Below are 24,757 nucleotides of genomic sequence, written 5' to 3' on the forward strand. Positions count from 1 at the left end.
CTTACCTCGACGGTGAGCGCTGGCATCAGGTTAGAAACAGAGGATTAACGCAATGTTTACGGGGATCGTCACAGATATCGGCACCATCACCGAACTGGAGCAGCAAGGCGATCTGCGGGCGCGGATCAAAACCGCCTACAATACCCCGGGGATTGATATTGGTGCATCCATTGCCAGCGACGGCGTTTGCCTGACAGTCATCGCACTGGGCGAAGACTGGTATGATGTTCAAATCAGCGCGGAAACCGTTTCGAAAACCAATTTGGATCGCTGGACCGTCGGCAAACGCGTCAATCTGGAACGCGCGCTGAAGGTCGGAGATGAGTTGGGCGGTCATATCGTGTCTGGTCATGTTGATGGCGTCGCAGAAGTGGTCGCCGTTCTGGACGAGGGCGACAGCACGCGAGTAACCTTGCGCGCACCCAAAGATCTGGCCCGCTTCATTGCGCCCAAGGGATCAGTTGCGCTGAACGGTACTTCTTTGACCGTAAACGATGTGGACGGGTGCGATTTTGGTATCAACTTCATTCCGCACACAAAAGAGGTGACGACCTGGGGGGATGTCGGCATCGGCGACCGGGTCAATCTTGAGATCGACACGCTGGCTCGCTATGTCGCGCGCCTCGCTGAAATGTCCTAGTCCACAATTCAACGTCGCGTCTGACCGGAACGGTGCTGCATGCGGTCTGGTCTTTGACCGCGCGGTGGTCTATCCACCCGGTCAAACTTGGCATGTGAAAGGCTGCCCCATGAGCTTTGAAACTCCCGGACCGGTCGAGGCCCAGCTGCGCGCGGCAATCAGCCCGATCAAAGAGATCATCGACGAGGCGCGCAAAGGCCGGATGTATATCCTGGTTGATCACGAAGATCGCGAGAATGAGGGCGATCTGGTGATTGCCGCCGAGTTCGCTGATGCTGAGGCAATTAATTTCATGGCCACCCATGGTCGTGGCCTGATCTGCCTGCCGATGACGGCGGAACGGATTGACACGTTGGGTCTGCCGATGATGGCGGTGAACAACTCGTCACGTCATGAGACCGCGTTCACCGTGTCGATTGAAGCGCGCGAGGGAGTGTCGACTGGCATTTCCGCTGGTGACCGGGCGCTGACCGTGGCGACTGCGATCAACGAGCAAAACACGATGGTCCATATCGCCACGCCGGGTCACGTCTTCCCCTTGCGGGCCAAGCGGGGCGGGGTGCTGGTGCGCGCGGGCCATACCGAGGCCGCCGTTGATATCTCACGCCTGGCCGGGTTGAACCCTTCGGGCGTGATCTGCGAGATCATGAACCCTGACGGAACCATGGCGCGGCTGCCTGACCTGGTCGAATTCGCCAAGGAACACGGGTTGAAGATCGGCACGATCAGCGACTTGATCGCCTACCGGTCGCGCAATGACAATCTGGTGGTTGAGACATCTCGGGAAACCGTCACATCCGAATATGGCGGCGACTGGGAAATGCGGATTTTCACCGATCAGACCCATGGCATCGAACATGTCGTGATGGTCAAGGGTGACATCACCACGCCCGAGCCGGTTTTGACCCGGACCCATGCGCTGCACGAGGCGCCCGACATTCTGGGTCTTGGCCCGAAATCCTCACGTGAGCTGCCGCGCGCGATGGAAAAGATTGCGGATGAAGGGCGCGGTGTGGTCTGTCTGTTCCGCCAACCGCGCAACTCGCTCTATGCGGCTGAAGATGAGGGCCCACGCACCATCAAACAAACCGGTCTGGGGGCGCAGATACTGTCCAAGATGGGAATCCAGGAACTTGTGCTGCTGACCGACTCGCCGGAAACCGTTTATCTCGGGCTCGACGCATTTGGCCTGTCCATTGTCGGGACCCGTTCAATCCTCAGGGAGGACTGATTGTGGCTGAACAAGACAAACACGGCGTGTTGCCGACACCGAGTTTCGACAAACCCGTTAAGCTGTTGATCGTTGTGGCCCCGTTCTATCGCGCCATCGCTGACAATCTGGTGGCTGGCGCAAAGGCCGAGATCGAAGGGGCAGGCGGCACCTGTGATGTGGTCGAAGTGCCCGGCGCCTTGGAAATCCCGACGGCTATCGCCATGGCGGACCGTCAGTGCAATTTTGACGGCTATGTCGCGCTGGGCTGTGTCATTCGCGGAGAGACCACGCATTACGAAACCGTCTGCAACGACTCCAGCCGTGCCATCCAACTGATGGGTCTGCAGGGGCTGTGCATCGGCAACGGTATCCTGACAGTCGAGAATGACGATCAGGCCGAAGTGCGCGCCAATCCGGAAAAAATGAATAAAGGGGGCGGGGCTGCCGCTGCGGCCTTGCATCTGATCGCGCTCAGCCGTAAGTGGGGCTCTTCCAAAAAGGGCGTCGGGTTCAAGCCGCCGTCCGAGTCCATCCTTGTGGCGGGCGACAGCAACGGACCCACAACAGCATGACCAAGACAGACGCGCCAAAACCGGCCAACCAGAAACGCCTGATGAAATCCGCCGCTCGGCTCTATGCCGTGCAGGCGCTGTTCCAGATGGAGCAATCGGGTCAGACAACCGATCAGGTTGTGACCGAGTTTCTGGATCACCGCTTTGGCGCCGTCTATGAGGGCGAGGAAATGCTGGACGGCGATATTCGCCTGTTCCGCAAGCTGGTAGAAGATGCGGTCAATTATCAGGCGCCGATCGATCAGATGACCGATCGCGCTTTGGTTGCCAAATGGCCGATTGCCCGGATCGACCCGACCCTGCGCGCGGCCTTCCGGGCCGCCGGAGCAGAGCTGACACAGAACGACACACCGCCCAAGGTGGTCATCACTGAATTCGTCGATGTGGCGCGGGCCTTCTTCCCCGAAGGTAAAGAGACCAAATTTGTCAACGCAGTGCTGGATCACATGGCGCACGAGGCCAAGCCCGAGGCGTTCTGACGCGTTTACACGGATCAAATATGCGTTAAACTGAATGTTATAGCGCAATGAGGTCCGCCATGCCCAAACTGATCCGTTTGTATATCACGCAAGTGGCCTGGGGCTTTGCCATCTCGGCAATTTTTGTCGGGGTGCTTCTGGCCCTGAACGTCGCCAACCTGCGTCATCTGATTACTGGTTCTGATATCGGCCTGGTTGCTCTGGCGATGATCTGGTTCATGAACGGGATCGTCTTTGCCGGTGTACAGTTTGCCTATGCCATTATGAGCATGGCAGAAAAACCCGGCGGTCCGCGCGGTGGAACGCCGGTTTCTGTCAGGCTAAAGCCTGCCCTGATCAAACAAGAGGCACGTACAGGGCGTTAAGACACGTGACACGCCGGTTGAGGTGGACGCAGAGCTTGCCCGCCGTAATTGGTAGGTCAGGGCGTCAGTTTTAGTCTGACTGCGTTGTGTCTTTTCTCTGACAGGGTTCGGGTCATTCGGCAGACAAGGCGACACCCTCCACGGTAACCCTGTGCATCAATCGTCGAAATCCATGATAGTCATTGACCGCTTTGTGCCATGTGGCCCGATTGTCCCAGATGGTCATGTCGCCTGTTTGCCAACGAATGCGGCATTGGAACTCGGGTTGCTGGCAATGGTCATATAGCATTGCAAGGATGGCTGCTGATTCATCGGCGCTCAGGCCTTCGATATGGGTTGTGAACACTGGATTCACATAAATACCGCGCCGCCCGCTGAGGGGGTGTTTTATGATCACAGGATGTCGCGCGTCTTGGGTGGCTGCCTGTGCATTGCTTAGCCGACCACTTTGCGCCGCTTCACTGTCCTGTGAGCTTGTTCCAAAAACGTGCCGAGACGAATGAACCGCCCAGAGCCCATCCAGAAAGCTCCGCATGGTAGGTGACAGCGCCTCATAAGCTGCACCCATCGAGACGAACAGTGTGTCGCCTCCAAAGGGCGGGGTTTCCAAAGCATGCAGGATAGACCCCATCGCCGGGATTTGGTCGTAGGAATGATCGGTATGCCAGCCCTCTCCGATGGCCTCTTTCTGATCCTTTTCCTTCAGCACCATAGCGATTTCTGGATGCCCATCGACCGGCCTGAAGAAGCGGTTGATGTTGATCGCGCCAAAGCGTTGGGCAAACGCCAGATGCTCATCCGGGCCGACATCCTGCGCTCTGAGTACGATGACAGAGTGCTGAGCAAAGGCCGTATGAATGGCGTCGAACTGGCTGCCGTCTCGGATATCGGCGCCGATGATCTCTGCGCCCACACCGCCGGTAAGTGGTCTGATGTCCATCTGCTTTCTCCCTGAGTTTCAAACGCAGGGTAGCGCATTGCTAAAAGTCGAAAAAACTGATTTAAAATTTGTAAAGAGAAGATTTTATTGATGATACGTTTCACTTTGCGCCAGTTGTCGTTCTTCGCCGAGACGGCGCGATGTGGCGGTATCGCGCAGGCAGCCAGGAACCTGAATGTTTCGGCCGCCGCTATTTCATCGGCAATCGACAAACTCGAAGATGTCACTGGTTTGACGTTGTTTGATCGCTTTCCTGCACGCGGGATGAGGTTGACCCGCGTTGGCGCAGCCTTTTTGACGGATTCCGACGCGTTGCTGATGCAAGCAGGCGCGCTCGGCAATCGGGCCGCTGTGATGGCTGAGGGTAAAACAGGTTCTATTGTTATCGGGACGCATTATGCGATTGCGCAGAAGATCATTCTACCAGCTGTTCTGGCTTTTCGCCAAAGCCATCCCGGTATCCGCATCGAGGTTGTTGAGGATGATTTCCCGAACCTCGTTGCTGCGCTGGATGCCGGCGAGTTGGACGCGCTTGTGGTGTTTGATCAAGGGTTTGAACCCCGACGTCATCACGTTGAAGTACTTAAAGAACTGGCGCCTCTGGTTTTACTTCCGGCCTCGCACCCATTGGTGCATGCCGACAGCGTACAGCTTGAGCAGCTGACAGGCATGCCCTACATTGCAGTGTCGCGTTCCGGTCCGGGTCCAAGCTATCTTGACCTGTTGCAGGCCGCTGGGCTTGATCCAGAAGTGCCGCTGACCTCGCAATCACGAGAGTTGGTGCATGCCTATGTTGGCAAAGGGCTCGGGTTCACGCTGGTTGGTTTTCCGCCAGAGGCGAGCCGCACGATAGAAGGCGATGCGGTCGTCGCGCGTCCGCTGGCACAGGATATCGGGTATTTTAATGTTGTGATTGTGCAGCCCCGCGCCATTCGGCAACCCGAACCCGTAAAAGCATTTCTTGATGCCTGTCTGCTCCAGGTATGATTAGCGCGATCTGGCCCGCAGGTCAGAACCCAGAGCTCGTAAATCCGGCTATTTCCTGCCGGAGTTTGGATCGAGTGTGGCGGGACCACCAGTCAACCGTGCGGTTTGATTCCCGAGGACCTGTATGTACAGGTGGGCGCCAGGTAATCAGGCCAGGACCTGAACAGAGCCAGCCCCCTCGGAATTGCTTAAGGCCACCAGAATGCTACCAGTCACAAGAAGGGCAGAACCCGCCACGGGCCTAAGTAGGGCGTCCGGCGGGTTCGCACAAGGGGTCAGGCGTCAACAGTTTCGTGCAAGGCCACGCGCATCTTGCCGAAATGCTCGTCCCAGCCATTGTCCAGCGCCAGGATCAGGCCAAAGGCATCGGCGCCTTGCGGCAGACCTTCGTGCAACAGGTCAAGGCGTGTACCGCCCGCAACTGGTGCCAGCGTCCATTTCACGATGCTGACTGCGTCGCCCATTGGCTTAACCGTAAACGAATACTCCAGATATGACGGCGGGCGCGCTTCGCGGACTTCTCCCCAGATCAGAAGGTCGCCACTGGTCGTTCCGAACATCTCCAGTTTTTGTCCTTGTGCCAGGGGGCGTTCGGGTTTGTGAAACCATTCCGCCAACCGGTCGGGTTCGGTCAGATAGGCCCAGACGGTCTCGGGCTCGGCCCTCAGGAAGATGGATTTCCTTAGAACGGCATCAGTCATTTTGATTTCCTTTCAACAGCTTCTTTAAGAGAGTTAAGGCGTTCGTCCCAAAATTGATCAAAGTAGCTGAGCCAATCCAGAACAGGGGCCATACCTTTTGGTTCGAGTCGGTTTATGCGTTCCCGGCCACGGGCTTCGACGGCAATCAGGCCGCCATCCGACAGCACGGTCAGGTGTTTCTTGACCGCCGCGCGGGTCATGTCGAAGCGATCAGTCAACTGAGCGATCGTCATGTCTTGCAGTGCTAACATCTGCACAATGTCCCTGCGGGTAGGGTCAGCCAGAGCGCGGAACGCGTTTTGAGTTTGGTTTTCCATATGCAACCTAAAGAGATACCATTTGGTTTCACATTAATGCAATACCAAATGGTACTATGTCAAGCCGTATGGGCTCACTTTACATTTGTTCACTAATTGTTCACATTTGGGATATGACATTGGACCTGCAACCCGGACAAAGACTTGCACGTGGCGTCGCCCGTCACCTGACGGCGCATGGCTTTGTATCCGTTGAGGAATTCGTGCCTATACGCGGACTGCGGGTTGATGTGATGGGGCTGGGTCCTAAGGGTGAGCTTTGGGTGATCGAATGTAAATCAAGCCGCGCTGATTTCCAGTCGGATTCCAAATGGCAGGGCTATTTGGAGTGGTGTGATCGATTCTTCTGGGCAGTGGATACGGAGTTTCCGACCGAGCTGTTGCCTGCCGAGACCGGGTTGATCATTGCCGATGCTTATGACGCCGAGATCGTGCGTATGGCACCAGAGGACAAGATAGCTCCGGCCCGGCGGAAGAAGATGATCCAGAAATTTGCCACAGACGCGGCCCGTCGCTTGCAGTCTCTGAGAGATCCCAGAATCTGATAGGTCAGCTTTTTACTGCCCGTGCGGCATGCGCGGCGGCGCGGAGCTCGTCGGCAATCTCTTCGGCTTCTTCTGGATCGAAATCCATTGGAATCTCAAGGTTTTCTGCTTCGATGAATAGGCGCACCATCCCCTGATCTGTTGGTCCGATCTGCAAATTCGCCTGAATGTCACTTTCGGTATTGATGCTCATGTGTGCCTCCGGGGATGAGAGTTCGTGCTAGCGCGCAAAGGCTTGAGAATCAAGTTACCTTTGCGTTCAAATAGGGGATGCACTCTATTCAGATCAGACCCTTTGAAGCTTTGGACGCGCCGTGGTTGGTGGCTGTGCATGATTTTTTGTATTCACGAGACGAGGGTTTTGACGACTCTTTTGTCGTGTTGGTGAAAGAAATCCTCGATGATTTTATCACTAACCATGATGCCAAGCGCGAGCGTGGCTGGATTGCGGAATGTGACGGCAAACCTTTGGGCAGTATTTTCTGCGTTGCCCTGAGTGAAACGACCGCAAAACTGCGGTTGTTCTTACTGTTGCCCGAAGCGCGCGGGATGGGTCTGGGAAAGCGGATGCTGGAGAGCTGCATGGGCTTTGCTCGCGGCGCCGGTTACACTGAAATGAGGCTGTGGACGCATGAAAGCCACAAGGCTGCCTGTGCGCTTTATGGGTCCACTGGGTGGCAGTTGATGGATAGCAAACCGGTCCATTCCTTCGGGGTTGATCTGGTCGAACAAAGCTGGAAAATTCAGCTTTAATCCTCTTGCATTCCGTGAACGCGTTCGGTACATCGCCCTTCACAAGTGCCGCCTTAGCTCAGTTGGTTAGAGCGCTGGATTGTGGATCCAGAGGTCCCCTGTTCAAGCCAGGGAGGCGGTACCAAAAATTCCTCTTTAAAAACATACAGATAAGCCGATAACACTGTTGTCAGATCTGCTTGCGTCAACGTGTTGAGGCTGGAGTTTATGCAGAGTTTATGCAGTCGATCACACTGTTTATGCGTCCACGCTTGCACGCGTTTATGCATTTCGATTGGGAAAATGCTGCTTGAAGCTAGTGTTGTTCTGAATGACATTATGACCCACTTGATTGTCGCTTTTCCTTTCATTAGTCGTCAGGTTTTGTCGGATATCATGGAGTTTAAGTCGTTGATTCCGTCGTTAAAAGGTAAGTCTATGTGACACGACTATTAGCTTAGAAAGAGAAGTTAACTTCGTAACCTAGATACCTCTTGAATCTTAGTTTCTTTTGATTCCAGAAGTCCGGGTTTGTCGTTTTGAGGCTTGGAATTGTTGATGCGCAATTTGGCAGTAAGATAGTTTTTCTGACAATTTGATGCGAATTGATTCCGGAAGACTTGGGGTAAATTGACCCCCAAAAAGGGCCCACGAACCGCCAGTCGATCCGCTGACAGTTCGTTAGATGAAGTCTTTATCGGTAGTTTTTAGCCGCTGGGATTGCGGAAAAAACCTGCGCCCTTAAGCGTCTCTGTAACCAGCAGGTGACCTGACGCTCATCCGAGTGATTTCGTCCATTTCGTCTTTGCACTTTTTAAGAGCCACTGCATCAGATTTTATTTCCAAGTCGTCCATCTTTAGAGTGAGCATTCGGTGCGTTATTTGAAGGTCAAAAAAGTCCTTCTTTTTTATCTTTGATAGGTGCTTCTCCGCGTCGGCCCACTTACCTTGTACTACAGCATGCCTAGCTTGAAGCTGGTACGCGTCATAGCTCCTGTTAATAGAGTTAGCTGTTTCCACCATATATGGGAGAAGGGAGGCGTCTCCGTTCTCAATGAGGACGGCACACTTCAAAAGCTGTTGGGTAAACTTGTTAACTCGCGGGCATCTCTCAGCTTGATCAAGGAAAATGATAGCATCATCGAGACGACCGTCTTGTAAAGCCTTACCAGCATTGTAGATAGGAACATCACCATATTCGTTATCGCGCCCCTGCAGTTCTTTCTCTAATGCGTCTGCCTCAGGATGGTTTCGCATGCCGCGAAGCGCTCTGATCTTTTGAATGAGTAGACCAGTGTCACGATCCAGTTTTCCTTTAGGAAGTTTGTCAATTGTTTCGAGTGCGCCCGAGAAATCTTGATCTCTAATTTGCGCACGAGCCAACAATCGAGTGTTTCGGAGCCTAAAGTGTTTCATACCTAAGGAGAGTTTTAGGTTCTTAGCTGCAGATTTGTCATCTTTCGTAACGTGGAAGTCGTAGCTGCCCTGAAGATAGTAAACGGAGGGAAGAGCCGCATCTTGCATTTTTTTGATTATGTCGTGGGGGTAGACTCCAGCTCGAACCGCGCTGTCGCCTCCGGTGAACAGGATTTGTTCGACTGCATCATCTGATGTCTCCAAATTCATTGCTAGTCGAGACAGATTGTATGCACTCAAGTACATTTCTTTAGACCCTCGGGTCATTTCTCTCGCTCTAAAGAAGCGATCAGTGACCATGGAGAGAAGCGAGGAACTGGTAACCAAGCCCTCTAACTCTTTCGGTATTTCTCCAGAAGAACTGACAGTTGCGATAAGAAGCGCATCTATTAATTGTGAATCCAGCTTCTTTGCCTTCAAGTCTTCCTGAATTAGGAACCCGACTTCTTTGAGAAGATCGTCAGATACTTCTTTTAGCTCTTTTCTAGCCCTGTTACTCACAACACTGGGACAACTGTAGTATTCTGAACCTGCCGCAGAAATTAGCGATGCTTCTTGAAGTTCCCATAGATCGAGCGCAAGCCTTTTTCGCGGCAGCTCAATTACTCTTGCCAATATGCTGAAAGAAAGACGAGGAAACACGCTCAGGAGAGCGAGGATTTTTCGTTGATCTGAACTAACTAGTTCACCAGAAAAAATACCTCCCAAAATCCGTTCTTGGAAAGCGTAAATCGGATCAGGGTTCTCGTTTAACGTATCGAGATTTTTTCCAGAGTTAATGAACTTGGCGACATAGTGCGCAGTCGCTGGGTGACCATGAATATGACGAGAAAGCTTTTCGGCCTTGGTCGCATCAAAATATCTTGGATCAATCAGCTCACCCAAAAGGTATTGAGTATCCAAGATACTGAGCTGTTCTATGTGAAACTGAGCCAAGTTCGGAATATCAATTGATGCCTCATCCGGAAGTTGACGTTCGGATATGTAGATAACCCTTAGTGAGGGAACTTCCTTTGAAAGTTCAATAAAGCTCTCTAGCCAAGGTTTGAGGTTCCTAAATCTATCCCGCAAGCCTAACTTTGTGCTTATAATTATTGGTTGGTTGATCGATGCCCAGTGCCCGCACAGATTAAGTATGAGTGCAGCTTGATCATGCGGCTCCATTGCACCGAAAGCTGAAATTTGATCTTCGAGCGCTTCCTGCGAAAAATTGCCGTGAATATCTTGATGCATAGCAAGATAGATATCTAACGCTTCAGCCATGTCTTGTAAGCTGAATACAGGTCCTGCTGAGCGCATGCCACTAAGTGTCTTTTTTATAAACTCCCCGGCGAATGACTTTCGACCCATTCCCGAGAGACCATGTAAAACAATGTGTTGTGTCGGGCTTCCGGTTTCTTGAATACTCTTAAGGGATTGTATGTGTGCTTTGCGAAGTAGCTCTTCTCTGCCAACCAACGCCTGAGTGGTGCCTTCAATCTCGTTAACGAGTTGTGCTTGAAGAAACAGAATTTGCCGCGCGACGTCAGAAACACTGTACGCATCGGAGCAAGTCATAAAACCTTTCATCCACTCAGGAAGAGACTGGTATGTCTCACCGAGCAGCGGGACAACCAAAACTCTGCCCTTTAGAGATGCATGATTAGCTTCTGCGAGGGTCAGTTCGTATTCTACCCATGTGCCCTTTGTGTTTGGCGAATGAAAGAGAACGAACAAGTTTTTTCCCGAAGTGCCTTCCTTCATCGCTTCGATGAATGATTGCCCCGGTTCCACAGTGTTGATGTCGTAAAAAGTGCTTGCTGCGTCAAGACGTTGATACACTTTCTCTACGAAACTCTTGTCAGCCGCTGCATGTGAAAGAAAAATTGATCCGCTTTCAAAATTCATTCGTATTTTCCAAATCGTACTGGGTTGTTGTTGATGAAAACTGGCATGTGCTCTCCTTGAGGTAGAAAGCATGCGTGGAAGTTGACTGCAAGCCACTGCACCACTTTGTTCGTAGAAGCGCGGTAACCTCTAGCCACTCCAACTGGAAAGCCAAGGATTAGTCCGTGCGGTCACTTTTCGATTTAGATGCTTGGGATCGGTTGGACAATGTTGCCCAATTGTGCACGTTAGCCACGCTTCTTTTGGTTTCGCTGTGTGACTAAACGATAGCCGCTGGCTTCGACTAAGATGGTGCGATACCACTAGGCCAGAGTATTGATTCTTCTACAAATTGGTCAGGTAATGGAACTTTCTGAGTTTTATGCAAACACAGGATCGACTGGTTTTACGATCAATTTTTTCGTAAATGCTGGACAAAATCCACGATCCGGTCTCTTGGCTGCTCCGTTTTTTACCACGACCGAACCCATTGAGACACTAACGGACAGGGGTTGCGATGTCCGGCTAATTGTCCGGTTTTCACCGATCACAAGACCAGATGCGCTTCGAAAAGCCCTTGAGAATCCCCGTGTCAAAGTGCGCTATTTCACTGATTCAAAATTCCACACAAAGTTGTACATAGTCGATGACGTCGCGCTGGTAGGTTCCGCAAACCTTACCGACAGCGGTCTGAAGGCAAACCGGGAACTTTCCATCTTGCTGAAGCAGGATCGTGATGAGGCATTCTACGCGCTGCCGGGCCTTTTCGACGAGCTTTGGAACGACGCGGATGTATTGAACGAAGAAGTTCTCCGCCTATATGAGAAGGCGTTTAAGTCTAAGGAAAAACCACAGGATGAGATTGCTTTTGAGAAGTTCATCCAAAGATTTGTCAGACCAGCCAACACCAAGAGCATTGTCGTCGGTAGCGAGAAGAAGTCAAAAGAACGAACCTTTATTCAAGGGTTCCGTCGGAAGTATGACGAAATACTAGTTCCTGCACACCATGAAATCCTAAAGGTAGCTCAACAGAATGGGTTTGGACGCCCTGAGTATGCAGGGCAGGATCCACAGATAGAGATGGGAAGGTTTCTTGGGTGGCTGCGTTTGACGCAAGGCAGCGGAAGCGGCTGGCGGGAGAAGCCATTGCTGGTCGACCCAAAGGACAGAGCCAAGCGCATAGCCGAATATGTTCAACTCTGGCAATCTACAGACGATACTGTGAAGGGCGACATGTATCACGCTACGGCAGAGATCGAGAATATTGCAAACATTCGGACCTATCTCTGCAACCCAAACGAACTGGCCCAGCTAAACTATGATGACCTGTTCCGGTATCTTACGGGTTGCCATGCGTTTCTCGAACGTTTGCGATTTGCATCGAAGGATATAGGAGAAGATCTCCCCGGCCTTGAACGCCTGCGCATCGACTTCCAGAAGAATAATGGGGTAGAGGAAGTAGTGCGAACCGTAGGCTATCTTCTTTCAGGCCCCGGCGATGCAATCGAGAGAGCCTATGATTGTATTTTTGGGGGATACAAGCTTAGTGGATTTGGTGAAGCCTGTGTCATGGAACTGCTTGGTTGGGGGGATCCCAAACGCCCGCCTTTCAACAACCGATCAATCCGAGGCATCCGATTGCTAGGATTTGACGTAGAACATCTGGTAGCAGGTGCCTAACCGTCCAACGTCTTCGGCGTTCTCTGACTGACTCCAGAATGCAGACTATTACTCGGTTAAGATTCTGCTTGTTTGTAAGATTTCCGCGATAACAGCTCACAACAATAGCTTACAAAACTACCTCTGGTGTCAGTTAACCTGACAATTTAGAGGTCTAGGGGGCTTCGAAGCCCATTTTCGACTGATAAAATCAATATATTGTAAGTATGGCTTTCTTTGTCACAATATCTGTCGCCCGGATTGCATAAATACTGCATAAACATAAATCAGTATAATTCTAAATACTTGAAAAATAACAATAAATTGCATTAAATCGCTTGATTGTGGATCCAGAGGTCCCCTGTTCAAGCCAGGGAGGCGGTACCATCTCCCCGATTGCCGGAAAATTCCCAAGCTAGTTCCGCCCCTAGGCTGTCGCGCAAATCGAAGGGCTGCCTTTACTCAAAACGGTACCGACTTTTATTTGAGAAATTGTCTTTTCCGGGGATTGCAGCGGCTGCAACCCCGGTTGGGTCTTAGCGTGCCAGATTCAGGCGAAAGCGCATTTTTGTTTTTCGTTCCGCAGGTAAATGACGGTTCAGATGCTTGTTCACCAGGCCGAACCCCCCAACGATCACAAGCGTCAGTAAGATGAAATAGAAGGCAAGGATTGGATAGGCGACAAAGGGGTTGAACGTCTTGTCCGCGAAATAGCTTGCGTAATACAGCGCATCGCCTCGTTGCTGCCAGGCGGGGAAGGCCGAGAAGAACACCAGCGTGGTGGCATGGAACAGAAAGATCGCCTCATTCGTGTAGGCGGGCCAGGCAAGCCGCAGCATGGTGGGCCAGACGATCCGCCGGAAGCGAGACCAGCCGGACATGCCATAAGCATCTGCAGCCTCGGTATCGCCCTTGGGAATGGATCGGAGCGCGCCAAAGAAAATTTCGGCTGAATAGGCGGCAGTGTTCAGAAACAGAACGATCAGCGCCCCAATCCAGGCCGACGTCAGAGAATCGAACATCGGATAGGATTTCTTCAGCGACAGGAAGAAGAAATAGGCAAAGAAAAACTGAATGAACAGCGGCGAACCACGAAAGATGAAAATGAACCATTCCGAAGGTTTGCGCAGCCAGAAACTGGGTGAAGCTTTGCCAAGCGCCAGTGCTGTGGCAAGGAAAAACCCGGTCGCAAGCGCCATGACTCCGAAATAGATATTCCAGATCATACCAGACCCAATCAGGGTAAAGTGCTCACATAAGGTAAAGTCGGATTTTGGCAGCAGACGCTCGCCATATCCAAGAGATCGCAGGCCGTAGTCCTGAATGGTCTGCAAGCAGCTCATGCGGTGGTCTCCTTGCGCAGCAATTCTCCGGCGGCGGTGGCCTGTCCGTGCGAGAGCCGGCGCATCAGGCGTTCAAGCCCGATCTCGGACATACGGGTGAAGCCAAGGTAGAAAACCAGCAGGAACAGGAAATACCACATGCGCCAGTCACCGTGTGGGTATTGCGTAAACTTCGGAGTCTTGGTGCTGCCCAGTTCGCGGGCCCAGTACACGATATCTTCGATGCCCAGAAGGAACAGCAACGGCGTGGCCTTGATCAGAACCATCCAGAGATTGCTGAGACCGGGCAGGGCATAAACCCACATCTGAGGCACAAGGATTTTCCAGAATGTCTGGCGACGGGACATCCCATAGGCTTCGGCGGTTTCCAGCTGTGTATAGGGTACGGCCCGCATGCCGCCGAACAGAACATTGGCGGCGAAAGCACCGAAAACAATAGAGAAAGTGATGACAGCCAGAAAGAACCCATAGGTTTCGTGCACCCATTCCGGCGAGGTGCCCAGTGGCAGTTTGGCAGATTGGCAGACGATAAAGTCGTTGCCCTGTCGGATCGAATCCGTCCAGTCCGGGCAGAGAATTTGATGCCGCGTCCATTCGAATGCCTGATCCAAAGCAATCACGAAGAACATGAAAAAGGCGATATCCGGCACGCCGCGCACGATGGCGATATAACCCTTACCCAGCCAACTGACCGGCAGAACGTGCGAACGGGCAGCCATGGCGCCGACGAACCCGAAACCCAGCGCTACGGGCGCCGTCACGGCAAGTAGGGCCAGTACCTTGAGGAAGGACAGGTAAAAGGACCAATGCACACCATTGGTCAGATAGCACGAGAACCAACGGAAGGTTCCCAGCGTGTCGGGATCAGTGCAGAACGAAAAAATGGCGGGCCTCTTCAGGTGGTAAAGGCGCTGGGGCGGCGCGCCCGTAGACTGGGGCACGCCGCCGGATCAGAATTAGAAGGTCGAAGACACTTCCCATTTGGTGATCAGCTCGTTCAGGCTGCCGTCATCCTTCATGGATTGGATGGCTGCGTTGAGCTTTTCTTTCAGCTCACCGTCGGATTCACGGACGCCAATGCCGACGCCACCACCCAGCGGAACCTCATCGGCCACAAAGCGCAGATCTGCGTCTTCGTCGACGATCGGGGCAAGGAAGGATTTGTCGGCCAGAACCGCATCGGCCTCACCGTTGCGTACGGCAGCGATGGTTTCCTCGGGGCTGGCGAACTCGACCAGGGTCGCGCCGGATTCGGCGATATAGCCAGCCTGAATGGTGCCGGTCTGTGCGGCGACCACACCACCTGCAACATCGGCGTCATCCGACATTGCTACATAGGCGGAGGGATCCGGTGGTGTGTAGTTCTGGGTAAAGTCGATGACCTCGTCACGCTCGTCGGTGATCGACATTCCAGCGATGATCACGTCGTAGTTGCCCGAGACCAGGTTCGGAATGATCGAATCCCAGTCGTTCTTGACCCACTCGCAGGTCAGGTCTGCGCGTTTGCACAGCTCGTCGCCCAGCTCGCGCTCAAAGCCGTCGATCTCACCTGCGTCATTGACGAAGTTCCAAGGTGCATAGGCGCCCTCGGTCCCCATCCGGATGGTGTCTGCCATGGCCATGCCCGCGCTCAGCGCAAGGGCCGCAGTGGTCAGGATCAGTTTTTTCATTGGATACTCCCCAGTTTTGGTTCTGATCTGAAGTTATGCCGCCTGAGTGGCGGAAAGAAAGCCCTGAAGCCGTGGAGATTCAGGGGTAGTAAAGAGATCTTCAGGCAGGCCTTCTTCTTCGATGAGGCCCTGGTGAAGGAAAACGACATGGCTAGAGATATCAGCGGCCATTTTCATGTCGTGGGTCACAATGATCATGGTGCGGCCTTCTGCCGCCAGGTCTTTGATCACCTTGATCACTTCTTGTTCCAATTCGGGGTCCAGCGCCGACGTGGGCTCGTCAAACAAAAGCGCCTCGGGCTCCATGCACAGCCCCCGCGCGATCGCGGCACGCTGTTGCTGGCCACCAGACAACTGTGCGGGGTAGGCGTCGCACTTGTCGCCAATACCAACTTTTTCAAGGTATCTGCGTGCGCTGTCTTCAACTTCTTTTTTGTCACGGCCCAATACCGTTACAGGTGCTTCCATCACGTTCTGCAGGATGGTCAAATGAGCCCACAGGTTGAACTGTTGGAAAACCATCGACAGGTTTGTGCGAATGCGCAGAACCTGTTTCGCATCTGCAGGCCGGCGCGTGTGGCTGTTACCGGACCAACGAACAGGTTCACCCTTGAAAAGGATTTCGCCCTGCTGGCTGTCTTCCAACAGGTTGCAGCACCGCAATAAAGTGGATTTCCCAGACCCCGAGGACCCAATCAAAGATACGACATCGCCCCGTCTGGCAGTGATATCCACGCCCTTCAGCACTTCCAGATTGCCGAAACTCTTGTGTAGGTTCTTGATCTCAATGACGGGAGTTGAATCTGTCACGGTTGGTCCAAGTGTTATTGGTGTTGGTGCGGTACTAGGGCTTAAAAATCAGATCAATGCAATGCGCAAATGACAGAGTAAGCGGGTGATTCCGTCAATTTGACGAAGCGTTCTGGTCAATTTGATCATGAATTATCCATCGCAGTTTACAATTTCGACGGATTTGGGACGCGCAGATAATCTTTGGCAGGAATAGAGATCAGGTCATGCAGGTGCAGAAGGTTCCGATCTTGCGGTGATATGGTTTGAATCGCGTTGCGAACAGCGCGTGCGATCTGAGCGGCATCCTGATCCTTCGCTGTGATATAAGGTAGCGCGGGGGTTGGGGTTGTTTCGGCGACCTCACGCAGAGCTTCTGGAAGGTCGGAATGGACCTTCAGAATCTCCCATGTCAGCGCATCCAGCGCGGCATAATCGGCACGGCCCTCGGAAATGGCTTGAGCAGACAGCGCATGACCACCGGCTTGCAGAACCGATGATGGTGTTCGGTGGTATCGTTCAAGGTGAACCATTGGGGCGGCCCATCCGGATTGCGACAGCGGTTCATTATAGGCAAAAACACCATCGGCCAATTCATCAAGGTCGCGGGGGTCGTGGCGGCGGGCTACAAAAACCGACCGGTAATGGCCAGGTGGGCAGCCAGGCAACGCGTAATCCGGCGTTCCAACCAACTGCACCTTGCCATGCAACCGGGTGCGATAGGGCATGCCGCAGGTCTGGGCAAAAACCAGATCCGGGTCCAACCAGACATCCCAGACATCCCGGTCTCGGTTTAGGTTTGCGGGGCCATAGCCAAGGTAATCCCGAATCGATGCCCAAAACCGATCATTCGCAGGGCGCAGCGCAGGCATGTCGTACATGCCCAGCGTGGCTATCAAGATTTGGCAGCCTTTTGACGGGCCATTGCAGAGTCGACATCACTGATGCCCAGCAGGCTGACGACCAGTCGCAGTAAGGAATCCTCTTCACCCGTGCGGTGCCCATCCGCCAGAGCGACCGACCACAAGGCCTGAACGACTGCCAGGCGGTCGTCATAGGCAACGGCCTCTTTGATTGCGCGAGTGAACCGTACGGTGTCCGGTGCTTCGGCCTCGAGATCTTCGGCGCGGGCGCGCAGGCCGGCGGCTTCGAATGGGGATAGGTCATAGCGTTCAACCGAAATCCGGTCGATCCGCGCCATTTCACTGTCGGCATAGTCGTTGTCAGATCGGGCAACGCGCACCAGCAGGGCCGTCAAGGCCAGTCGAGCATCGTCATCGGTGAAAGGGGCGGGCTGAGGCTGGGTCAGTCGAGACAGAAAATCACTAAACATGAGACAGGTATAGAGAGGCCTTACGCCTCTTCCAAGCGTCTTTGCACACGCTTTCTGGCGGTCTTGCTGTCGTTAAAGCTCAGACCCATGGCGATGCGGGCTTCTTCGACGATTTTCATCTCGCCCTCATCTGTATTCCCGTCGGCCAGAACCACCTCCCAGAGGGCATCCAAAGCGGCCAAGCGCTCGTGCAGGTCCGTGGTTTCCCGGATCAGCTTACCGAACGTGTCCGTTTCCGGTGCAGCTGCGTGCAGTTTCTCGCACGTGGCGCGGACCTTTGCGGCTTCGATCGCATTATGTTGATAAAGTCGGGCGAGGATACGGTCGATCAGGCTGATCTCTTCCAGCTTATAATCCCTGTCCGCTTGTGCAACGCGCACCATAAGCGCCCCGAGTGCAAGTTCAGCGTCTGGGTCGGGCAGATTGTCGTGTTGTGGCGGGCGGAAAGCCTGAAAGAGTTTTTTCAACATGGTCAGAGATTATTCCATATTTGATAACCCGCCAAGCACGGACTATCGCGCAAGGCTCAGAATGATCAAAAGACCGCCTGCTACAGCCGGATAGCGCGCTGGGTCAGAGTACCTTTCGCGCTTCGTCTTGCAGCCAGGCCAGCATTTTCCGATAGGGTACAGGGCCATAGCTTATACGCGCGACTCCCAGCCCAGCCAAAGTAGCGGTGTCCGGTGTGCCGGGTAATGCTATGATATTTAGCGGCAGGTCGATTGACTCTACCAACCGGGCAATCATGGCCTGATCCCGTAGGCCGGGGGCGAAGAATCCGCTGGCCCCTGCATCTGAATAGGCTTGTGCTCGGACCATTGCCTCTTCCAGCATCGCATCATCATGGGTTTCGGGCTGCGCCTTCAGGAAAATGTCGGTCCGCGCGTTGATAAACGCAGGAACGCCCGCCGCATCGCAACCTTCACGCATCGCGCTGACACGGGCGGCCTGAGTTTCAATATCGTACAACTCATTTGATCCGATGATCTGGTCTTCGAAGTTGAAGCCGACAACGCCGGATTCAAGGGCCAGCCTGACATTGGCAGAGATACCCTGAGCATCAGCCGCATACGCACCTTCGAAATCCAGAGTAACCGGAAGATCAACGGATTCGACAATCCGGCGAGCATTGTCCAGCGCGGCCTGCATCGGGATGTTTTGGCCGTCGCTGAACCCTTGTGCCATCGCAACAGGAGCGCTTCCAGTGGCAATGGCTTGGGCACCAGCGTCGCGCACGGCACCGGCACTGCCAGCATCCCAGATATTGTACAGGATAACCGGTTCGCCCTTTTTGTGCAGGGCCGCGAATGTCAGTGCATTGGTGATCTGATCGGTCATGGACGGTCTCCTATCTCTGAGTTGCGGACAGTTAACCGTGCAAAGGGTCAGCGCGTACAGTCTTTTCGCGCTGACCGATACAATCTGCTTTCGTGCCTGGTGTCAGACCAGACGCGAGGTGTCCTTGGCAGCGCGCACAAAGTCGCGGAACAAAGGATGCGGGTCGAACGGCTTTGATTTCAGCTCGGGGTGGTACTGGACCCCAATGAACCACGGATGATCCGACCACTCGACGATTTCTGGCAACCGCCCGTCGGGGGACATGCCTGAGAAATTGAGACCAGCTTTTTCCAGCTTGTCGCGGTATTTGATGTCCACTTCATAGCGGTGGCGGTGGCGCTCTTCGATGGCGGTACCGCCATAGACTTCGGCCACTTTTGACCCTTCGGCCAGAACCGCGTCATAGGCGCCCAGGCGCATGGTGCCGCCCTTGTCATCACCGACTTTGCGTTCGACCTTGTGATTGCCCTGCACCCATTCTTTCAGGTGATAGACCACCGGTTCGAAGCGCTTTTTACCGGATTCATGGTCGAATTCCTCGGACCCGGCCTCTTTGATGCCAGCGGCATTTCGCGCGGCCTCAATTACGGCCATCTGCATGCCCAGGCAGATGCCCAGGTAGGGCACTTTATGTTCGCGGGCGTATTGCGCAGCCTTGATTTTGCCTTCGGTACCGCGCTCACCGAATCCGCCGGGCACGAGGATCGCGTGGAAGCCTTCCAGATGCGGGGCGGCCTCTTCGGTATCGAATACCTCGGCATCGACCCATTCGACCTTGACGCGGACACGGTTGGCCATCCCGCCATGGGTCAGCGCCTCGGCTATCGACTTATAGGCGTCTTCCAACTGGGTGTACTTACCGACGATGGCGACCTTCACTTCGCCCTCGGCATTGTGGATGCGATCACTGACGTCTTCCCATTTGGTCAGATCGGGCTTGGGGGCAGGGCTGATCTGGAAGGCATCCAGAACCGCCTGATCCAGTCCCTCGCGGTGATAGGCGAGCGGAGCATCGTAGATGGTGCTGAGGTCCTGCGCAGCAATCACGCTATCGGGGCGGACGTTACAGAACAAAGCCAGCTTTTCACGTTCCTTGGTCGGGATCGGGCCTTCGGACCGGCAGACCAGAATGTCAGGGGCCAGACCGATCGAACGCAGTTCTTTTACCGAGTGCTGGGTCGGCTTGGTTTTCAATTCGCCCGAGGCTTTGATGTAGGGCAGCAGGGTCAAGTGCATGAACAGGCATTGGCCGCGTGGTTTGTCCTGGCTGAACTGGCGGATGGCCTCAAAGAAGGGCAGGCCTTCGATATCGCCCACGGTGCCGCCGATCTCGCACAGCATGAAATCGACTTCATCCTCACCAATGGAGATGAAATCCTTGATCTCATTGGTGACGTGCGGGATCACCTGAATGGTTTTGCCCAGGTAATCGCCGCGGCGTTCTTTTTCCAGCACGTTGGAATAAATCCGCCCGGAACTGACCGAGTCGGTTTTGCGCGCGGCGACGCCGGTGAAGCGTTCGTAATGGCCAAGGTCCAGATCGGTTTCTGCCCCGTCATCTGTAACGAACACTTCGCCATGCTCAAAAGGCGACATGGTGCCCGGATCGACATTCAGATAGGGGTCCAGCTTGCGCAGACGCACCGAATACCCTCGGGCTTGCAACAGCGCGCCCAAAGCCGCCGAAGCCAATCCTTTGCCCAAGGATGAAACCACACCACCAGTGATGAAAATAAAACGCGCCATGTTTTTCGGCTGCTCCCCGTGAGACGTCAATATCAGCTGCCCGGCGGTTCAAGAAAAACCGCTGCATCACGGGACTTCACGTATAAAGGATTCGCGCCAATAGCGCAAGAGAACCGCAAGATGCTGTTGCAGTTCTCTTTTCTGTTTCTAGGTTTTGTGTGTCAGTTGGCCTGCGGGATCAAAGGCGCGTTGTCACCCTGTGCCGGAGGCAACAGGTCATCCGCCGACGGAATTGCCGGTGTGCTTTCTTCGGTCGCGGCCGGTGCCTGTGTCCCAATCCGGTCGAGCACAGAGCTGCCCGAGGATTTTTGTGCCGCCAGAATGGTCAGCGTGATCGAAGTGACGATAAAGCACGCGGCTAAAATCCAGGTCACCTTGCCCAATGCTGTTGCAGCCGACCGGCCAGCCATGGCACCGCCTCCGCCGCCACCCATGCCAAGGCCGCCGCCTTCGGACCGCTGCATCAGGACGACAGCGATCAGGCCCAAAGCCAGAAGAAGATGGATAATGAGAACGACGTTTTCCATGGTGGTCCTGTACAGCGTGGCGTGTATCGCGAGGTACTTATGCAAGTTTGGTTCCGGGGGCAAGTCACGAGTTGCCATCACGCCAAGTGATCTTCGGGATCACAGCAAAGAGACTGGACAGGCAAGGGGATGGTAAAGCAGGCTGCGGCCCATGCCACATGACGATCTCGACCACCCGCACGCCTTATTGCCACCCGAACCCGCCCTGCGCGTCAAGGCGCTGGAAACGATTCTGACCCGCAAGGGTTTGATCGACCCGGCGGCTTTGGATGAGATCATCGACACCTACCAGAACAAGATTGGCCCGCAGAACGGTGCCCGGGTTGTTGCCAAAGCCTGGTCTGATCCGGCCTTTAAGGCCGCACTGCTTAAGGATGCGACGTCCGAGGTGGCAAAGCTTGGCTTTTACGGTCGGCAAGGCGAGCACATAGTTGTTGTCGAAAATACTCCTGATCTCCACAACATGGTCGTTTGCACGCTTTGCAGTTGCTACCCATGGCCTTTGTTGGGGATTCCACCGGGGTGGTATAAATCGGATGCCTATCGTGCGCGGGCCGTGCGTGAGCCGCGTAAAATTTTGTCAGAGTTCGGAGTTTCTCTGGCGGATGAAACAGCCGTGCGGGTTTGGGATTCAACGGCCGAGATACGCTATCTTGTTCTACCCATGCGCCCCGATGGCACCGATGGGATGACCGAAGACGACCTGACCGCGCTTGTGACCCGTGACAGTATGATCGGAACCGGCCTGCCAAAGGTGCCGTCATGACCCGCGTTCACGATATGGGAGGACGGTTCGGCGACGGTCCGGTGATCCCCGAATCCCAAGATGCAGCGATTTTCCCAGAAGAATGGCACGGGCGCGCATTGGCACTGACATTGGCTGCCGGGTTTCTGGGACAATGGAATATCGACATCTCGCGCCATGCACGCGAACGACTGTCGCCCAAAGACTATGCACGATTCTCTTACTACGAAAAATGGGTGTCAGCACTTGCAGATCTGTTGGTAGAGCAGGGGGTCCTGACTTTGGAAGACCTTCTGGGCCAAGGAACGGATGCTTCACATCCTTTGGCTTCCCGCGCGCTGACAGCCGGGGCGGTTGAGGGCGCACTGTCCAAAGGCGGCCCGGCTGATCGACCCTCGAATATCGCGGTGCAGTTTGAAACCGGCCAAAGGGTGCGTACAGTACGACCGGCTGCCAACCGCCTGAAAAACGGTGGTCATACCAGGTTGCCATCTTACGCTTCTGGCGCTTGCGGTTGGATATTACGCCTGCATGGGACGCATGTTTTACCGGATTCCAACGCACATGGTCTGGGAGAGGCACCTGAACCATTATATGCGGTTGCATTCCCAGCCTCTGAGCTTTGGGCCGATCCCGAGAACCGAAATGACGAGGTCATATTAGATCTGTGGCAAAGCTATCTGGTGCCCGATGAGTAAGTGTAACGCACAGCCATTACCCGAGCCGGCATTCGCAGAGCCCTGGCATGCACAGGTTTTTGCGGTCGCGGTCGCGTTGAATGAAGCGGGACGATTCGAATGGTCGGAATGGGCCGATCGGTTTTCGAAGATGCTAAAACGCCATGGTCTGAGCAAAGAGCTGAATGGTGGCAACGACTATTTCCATGCCTGGCTGGAAACACTCGAGGCCTATTTAGCCGAAATGGGTGACGCGAACCCAAGTGATGTCTCTGCAGTCTCGTTGGATTGGGAGAAGGCCTATCTGACGACTCCACATGGTGAACCCGTTCATTTGTCGAATGGCTAGAAAGGGGGCGCTGCCCCCGCCGCGGCAAGCCGCGACTCCCCCGAGGTATTTTGAGCCAGATGAAGCAAGGGATCCTCTCTTCATCTGGCCAAAAATACCTCCGCCGGAGGCACCACGCACAGCGTGGTTATGATCTGCGGCGAATTATCGGTTTCCCTGTCGCTGACACATCGCTATACGAGCCGGGTTTGATATCTCAGCGCAAAAGGACCAGATATGGCCAATGTGGTTGTTGTCGGCGCCCAGTGGGGTGACGAAGGAAAAGGCAAGATCGTCGATTGGCTCAGTGAACGGGCCGATGTGATCGCGCGTTTTCAAGGCGGGCATAATGCCGGTCATACGTTGGTAATCGACGGTGCCGTCTATAAGTTGCACGCTCTGCCATCCGGTGTGGTACGTGGCGGCAAGCTGAGTGTCATCGGCAATGGCGTTGTTCTTGACCCCTGGCACCTGCTGAAAGAGATCGCAACGATCCAGGCGCAGGGAGTCGAGATATCGCCCGAAACGCTGATGATCGCAGAGAACACCCCGCTGATCCTGCCCATCCACGGTGAACTGGACCGCGCACGCGAAGAGGCGGCAAGCAAAGGAACCAAGATCGGGACCACCGGTCGTGGAATCGGCCCCGCATATGAAGATAAGGTTGGGCGGCGTTCTGTGCGGGTTGCTGACCTGGCAGACGAGGCGACCCTTGAGGCACGCGTAGATCGCGCGCTGCAGCACCATGACCCGCTGCGCAAGGGATTGGGGATCGAACCCGTGGACCGCGATGCACTGATTGCTCAGCTGAGGGAAATTGCGTCCGAGATTCTGCCTTTCGCAGCACCCGTTTGGAAAGTACTGAACGAAAAGCGCAAGGCTGGTAGGCGTATTCTGTTTGAAGGCGCGCAGGGTGCCCTTCTGGACATCGACTTTGGAACCTATCCGTTTGTGACCTCGTCCAACGTGATCGCCGGTCAGGCGGCGACCGGTGTCGGCATCGGGCCCGGCTCGATTGATTTTGTCCTTGGCATCGTAAAGGCTTACACGACCCGTGTGGGTGAGGGGCCGTTTCCAACCGAATTGGATGATGCGGATGGCCAGCGTCTGGGTGAGCGTGGGCACGAGTTTGGTACGACCACCGGGCGCAAGCGGCGTTGCGGCTGGTTTGATGCCTGTCTGGTGCGCCAAACCTGTGCCACTAGCGGCGTAAACGGTATTTCGCTGACCAAGCTGGACGTGCTGGACGGATTCGAGACGCTGAAAATCTGTGTTGCCTATGACCTTGACGGTAAGCGTCTGGATTATCTTCCCACTGCAGCCGATCAGCAGGCACGATGTACTCCGATCTACGAAGAAGTGCCTGGTTGGAGCGAATCCACGGAAGGCGCGCGCAGTTGGGCGGACTTGCCTGCAAATGCCATCAAATATGTGCGTCGGGTCGAAGAGTTGATCGAATGTCCGGTTGCATTGCTGTCCACTAGCCCAGAGCGGGATGACACCATTTTGGTGACAGACCCGTTTGCTGACTGATGGCGGGCGAACAGAAAAATGGCCTGAGCTATAAAGCGCGTCGTCGTTGGTCGATGGTGCTGCTGCTGATTGGCCTGCCGGCTTATATCGTTGCGGTGGTGACGGTGATAAACTGGTTGGACCGGCCACCAATATGGTTGGAACTTCTGGTATACGGAGCGCTCGGCATTTTGTGGGCTCTGCCTTTCAAATTCATCTTCAAAGGTGTCGGAAAAGAAGATCCAAACGGATCCTCTGACTGAGCGGCCTATTCCGGGCTCATCCTGCGGCGGGTTCATACGCCTGCCCACAAAAGA

29 protein-coding genes and 1 tRNA gene are annotated in these 24,757 nt (G+C 54.4%); 15 read left to right on the forward strand and 15 right to left on the reverse strand.

Features of this window, described 5'->3' with window-relative positions; all coding sequences use genetic code 11:
- Positions 1-52: 52 nt before the first annotated feature.
- The 5 genes from AC2FJV_RS08920 (at position 53) to AC2FJV_RS08940 (ending at position 3,269) form a co-directional block, all read left to right on the forward strand.
- Positions 53-640, forward strand: coding sequence for a riboflavin synthase (locus AC2FJV_RS08920; protein WP_142634640.1), 588 nt, complete (start codon positions 53-55; stop codon positions 638-640).
- A 109-nt stretch (positions 641-749) separates the two neighbouring features.
- Positions 750-1,871, forward strand: a complete 1,122-nt coding sequence (gene ribB / locus AC2FJV_RS08925) for a 3,4-dihydroxy-2-butanone-4-phosphate synthase (protein ID WP_496713437.1) — start codon at positions 750-752, stop codon at positions 1,869-1,871.
- A gap of 2 nt (positions 1,872-1,873) precedes the next feature.
- Positions 1,874-2,425 carry a 6,7-dimethyl-8-ribityllumazine synthase gene (locus tag AC2FJV_RS08930; protein WP_496687468.1) on the forward strand — a complete coding sequence of 184 codons (552 nt, stop codon included), beginning with the start codon at positions 1,874-1,876 and terminating at the stop codon, positions 2,423-2,425.
- Entirely contained in the window at positions 2,422-2,904 is a 483-nt protein-coding gene (gene nusB, locus AC2FJV_RS08935) for a transcription antitermination factor NusB (RefSeq protein WP_142634634.1), read from the forward strand. Before AC2FJV_RS08930 ends, nusB begins: the two co-directional genes overlap by 4 nt.
- A gap of 59 nt (positions 2,905-2,963) precedes the next feature.
- The gene (locus AC2FJV_RS08940) at positions 2,964-3,269 is read left to right on the forward strand and encodes a hypothetical protein (RefSeq protein WP_142634632.1); all 306 of its coding nucleotides are present in this window, start codon (positions 2,964-2,966) and stop codon (positions 3,267-3,269) included.
- A 112-nt stretch (positions 3,270-3,381) separates the two neighbouring features.
- Here AC2FJV_RS08940 and AC2FJV_RS08945 read toward each other — a convergent pair whose 3' ends face one another.
- The gene (locus AC2FJV_RS08945) at positions 3,382-4,209 is read right to left on the reverse strand and encodes a TauD/TfdA dioxygenase family protein (RefSeq protein ID WP_496713439.1); all 828 of its coding nucleotides are present in this window, start codon (positions 4,207-4,209) and stop codon (positions 3,382-3,384) included.
- A 90-nt stretch (positions 4,210-4,299) separates the two neighbouring features.
- Between AC2FJV_RS08945 and AC2FJV_RS08950 the strand changes: the two genes are divergently transcribed.
- Complete coding sequence (locus AC2FJV_RS08950; RefSeq protein WP_496713441.1) at positions 4,300-5,196, forward strand: LysR family transcriptional regulator; 897 nt, start codon at positions 4,300-4,302, stop codon at positions 5,194-5,196.
- A gap of 275 nt (positions 5,197-5,471) precedes the next feature.
- On the opposite strand, the gene AC2FJV_RS08955 is transcribed toward AC2FJV_RS08950, so the two are convergent.
- Complete coding sequence (locus tag AC2FJV_RS08955) at positions 5,472-5,897, reverse strand: SRPBCC family protein (RefSeq protein ID WP_496713443.1); 426 nt, start codon at positions 5,895-5,897, stop codon at positions 5,472-5,474.
- Positions 5,894-6,214, reverse strand: a complete 321-nt coding sequence (locus AC2FJV_RS08960; protein WP_271946295.1) for an ArsR/SmtB family transcription factor — start codon at positions 6,212-6,214, stop codon at positions 5,894-5,896. The genes AC2FJV_RS08955 and AC2FJV_RS08960 overlap by 4 nt, the downstream gene beginning before the upstream one ends.
- Positions 6,215-6,327: 113 nt before the next feature.
- Here AC2FJV_RS08960 and AC2FJV_RS08965 point away from each other — a divergent pair, with 113 nt between their 5' ends.
- The gene (locus AC2FJV_RS08965; RefSeq protein WP_281972321.1) at positions 6,328-6,759 is read left to right on the forward strand and encodes an MmcB family DNA repair protein; all 432 of its coding nucleotides are present in this window, start codon (positions 6,328-6,330) and stop codon (positions 6,757-6,759) included.
- 4 nt (positions 6,760-6,763) lie between these two features.
- On the opposite strand, the gene AC2FJV_RS08970 is transcribed toward AC2FJV_RS08965, so the two are convergent.
- A complete protein-coding gene (locus tag AC2FJV_RS08970; RefSeq protein ID WP_142634620.1) occupies positions 6,764-6,952 on the reverse strand; it encodes a DUF6324 family protein in 189 nt (62 codons plus the stop codon).
- Between the two features lie 77 nt (positions 6,953-7,029).
- Here AC2FJV_RS08970 and AC2FJV_RS08975 point away from each other — a divergent pair, with 77 nt between their 5' ends.
- Together AC2FJV_RS08975 and AC2FJV_RS08980 are read left to right on the forward strand one after the other, a co-directional pair.
- The gene (locus AC2FJV_RS08975) at positions 7,030-7,512 is read left to right on the forward strand and encodes a GNAT family N-acetyltransferase (RefSeq protein WP_142634618.1); all 483 of its coding nucleotides are present in this window, start codon (positions 7,030-7,032) and stop codon (positions 7,510-7,512) included.
- 47 nt (positions 7,513-7,559) lie between these two features.
- Positions 7,560-7,636: transfer RNA gene (locus AC2FJV_RS08980), tRNA-His, on the forward strand.
- Between the two features lie 596 nt (positions 7,637-8,232).
- Here AC2FJV_RS08980 and AC2FJV_RS08985 read toward each other — a convergent pair.
- Complete coding sequence (locus AC2FJV_RS08985; protein ID WP_496713445.1) at positions 8,233-10,794, reverse strand: toll/interleukin-1 receptor domain-containing protein; 2,562 nt, start codon at positions 10,792-10,794, stop codon at positions 8,233-8,235.
- A gap of 342 nt (positions 10,795-11,136) precedes the next feature.
- Here AC2FJV_RS08985 and AC2FJV_RS08990 point away from each other — a divergent pair, with 342 nt between their 5' ends.
- On the forward strand, positions 11,137-12,453 hold the full coding sequence (locus AC2FJV_RS08990) for a phospholipase D-like domain-containing protein (protein WP_496713447.1): 1,317 nt from the start codon (positions 11,137-11,139) through the stop codon (positions 12,451-12,453).
- Positions 12,454-12,968: 515 nt separating this feature from the next.
- On the opposite strand, the gene AC2FJV_RS08995 is transcribed toward AC2FJV_RS08990, so the two are convergent.
- The 10 genes from AC2FJV_RS08995 to secG all read right to left on the reverse strand — a co-directional run bounded on the left by AC2FJV_RS08995 (position 12,969) and on the right by secG (position 21,178).
- Complete coding sequence (locus tag AC2FJV_RS08995) at positions 12,969-13,775, reverse strand: ABC transporter permease (protein ID WP_142634616.1); 807 nt, start codon at positions 13,773-13,775, stop codon at positions 12,969-12,971.
- The gene (locus AC2FJV_RS09000) at positions 13,772-14,659 is read right to left on the reverse strand and encodes an ABC transporter permease (RefSeq protein ID WP_142635158.1); all 888 of its coding nucleotides are present in this window, start codon (positions 14,657-14,659) and stop codon (positions 13,772-13,774) included. Before AC2FJV_RS09000 ends, AC2FJV_RS08995 begins: the two co-directional genes overlap by 4 nt.
- Positions 14,660-14,731: 72 nt before the next feature.
- Positions 14,732-15,445 (reverse strand): transporter substrate-binding domain-containing protein, encoded by a 714-nt coding sequence (locus tag AC2FJV_RS09005; RefSeq protein ID WP_271946303.1) that lies wholly within the window; start codon positions 15,443-15,445, stop codon positions 14,732-14,734.
- 33 nt (positions 15,446-15,478) lie between these two features.
- Positions 15,479-16,255, reverse strand: coding sequence for an ABC transporter ATP-binding protein (locus AC2FJV_RS09010; protein WP_271946306.1), 777 nt, complete (start codon positions 16,253-16,255; stop codon positions 15,479-15,481).
- A 146-nt stretch (positions 16,256-16,401) separates the two neighbouring features.
- Positions 16,402-17,133 carry a phosphate/phosphite/phosphonate ABC transporter substrate-binding protein gene (locus tag AC2FJV_RS09015; protein ID WP_496713449.1) on the reverse strand — a complete coding sequence of 244 codons (732 nt, stop codon included), beginning with the start codon at positions 17,131-17,133 and terminating at the stop codon, positions 16,402-16,404.
- Positions 17,130-17,567 carry a tellurite resistance TerB family protein gene (locus tag AC2FJV_RS09020; protein WP_142634608.1) on the reverse strand — a complete coding sequence of 146 codons (438 nt, stop codon included), beginning with the start codon at positions 17,565-17,567 and terminating at the stop codon, positions 17,130-17,132. Before AC2FJV_RS09020 ends, AC2FJV_RS09015 begins: the two co-directional genes overlap by 4 nt.
- Positions 17,568-17,587: 20 nt before the next feature.
- Positions 17,588-18,037, reverse strand: coding sequence for a tellurite resistance TerB family protein (locus AC2FJV_RS09025; protein WP_142634606.1), 450 nt, complete (start codon positions 18,035-18,037; stop codon positions 17,588-17,590).
- 103 nt (positions 18,038-18,140) lie between these two features.
- Positions 18,141-18,905 carry an isocitrate lyase/PEP mutase family protein gene (locus AC2FJV_RS09030; RefSeq protein WP_142634604.1) on the reverse strand — a complete coding sequence of 255 codons (765 nt, stop codon included), beginning with the start codon at positions 18,903-18,905 and terminating at the stop codon, positions 18,141-18,143.
- A gap of 102 nt (positions 18,906-19,007) precedes the next feature.
- A complete protein-coding gene (pyrG, locus tag AC2FJV_RS09035; protein WP_496713451.1) occupies positions 19,008-20,651 on the reverse strand; it encodes a CTP synthase in 1,644 nt (547 codons plus the stop codon).
- Positions 20,652-20,812: 161 nt separating this feature from the next.
- Positions 20,813-21,178, reverse strand: a complete 366-nt coding sequence (secG, locus tag AC2FJV_RS09040) for a preprotein translocase subunit SecG (RefSeq protein WP_142634600.1) — start codon at positions 21,176-21,178, stop codon at positions 20,813-20,815.
- Between the two features lie 151 nt (positions 21,179-21,329).
- Between secG and nthA the strand changes: the two genes are divergently transcribed.
- From nthA to AC2FJV_RS09065, 5 genes are all read left to right on the forward strand, one after another.
- Positions 21,330-21,944 (forward strand): nitrile hydratase subunit alpha, encoded by a 615-nt coding sequence (nthA, locus tag AC2FJV_RS09045; RefSeq protein ID WP_496713452.1) that lies wholly within the window; start codon positions 21,330-21,332, stop codon positions 21,942-21,944.
- Entirely contained in the window at positions 21,941-22,621 is a 681-nt protein-coding gene (gene nthB, locus AC2FJV_RS09050) for a nitrile hydratase subunit beta (RefSeq protein WP_496713454.1), read from the forward strand. Before nthA ends, nthB begins: the two co-directional genes overlap by 4 nt.
- Positions 22,614-22,949, forward strand: a complete 336-nt coding sequence (locus AC2FJV_RS09055) for a nitrile hydratase accessory protein (RefSeq protein WP_496713456.1) — start codon at positions 22,614-22,616, stop codon at positions 22,947-22,949. Before nthB ends, AC2FJV_RS09055 begins: the two co-directional genes overlap by 8 nt.
- 216 nt (positions 22,950-23,165) lie before the next feature.
- Positions 23,166-24,461: an adenylosuccinate synthase gene (locus AC2FJV_RS09060; RefSeq protein ID WP_496713458.1), complete on the forward strand. Its 1,296-nt coding sequence runs from the start codon at positions 23,166-23,168 to the stop codon at positions 24,459-24,461.
- Positions 24,461-24,703 (forward strand): DUF2842 domain-containing protein, encoded by a 243-nt coding sequence (locus AC2FJV_RS09065; protein ID WP_496713460.1) that lies wholly within the window; start codon positions 24,461-24,463, stop codon positions 24,701-24,703. Before AC2FJV_RS09060 ends, AC2FJV_RS09065 begins: the two co-directional genes overlap by 1 nt.
- The last annotated feature ends 54 nt before the right edge of the window (positions 24,704-24,757 follow it).

The organism is Ruegeria sp. CDSA241 (assembly GCF_059611265.1).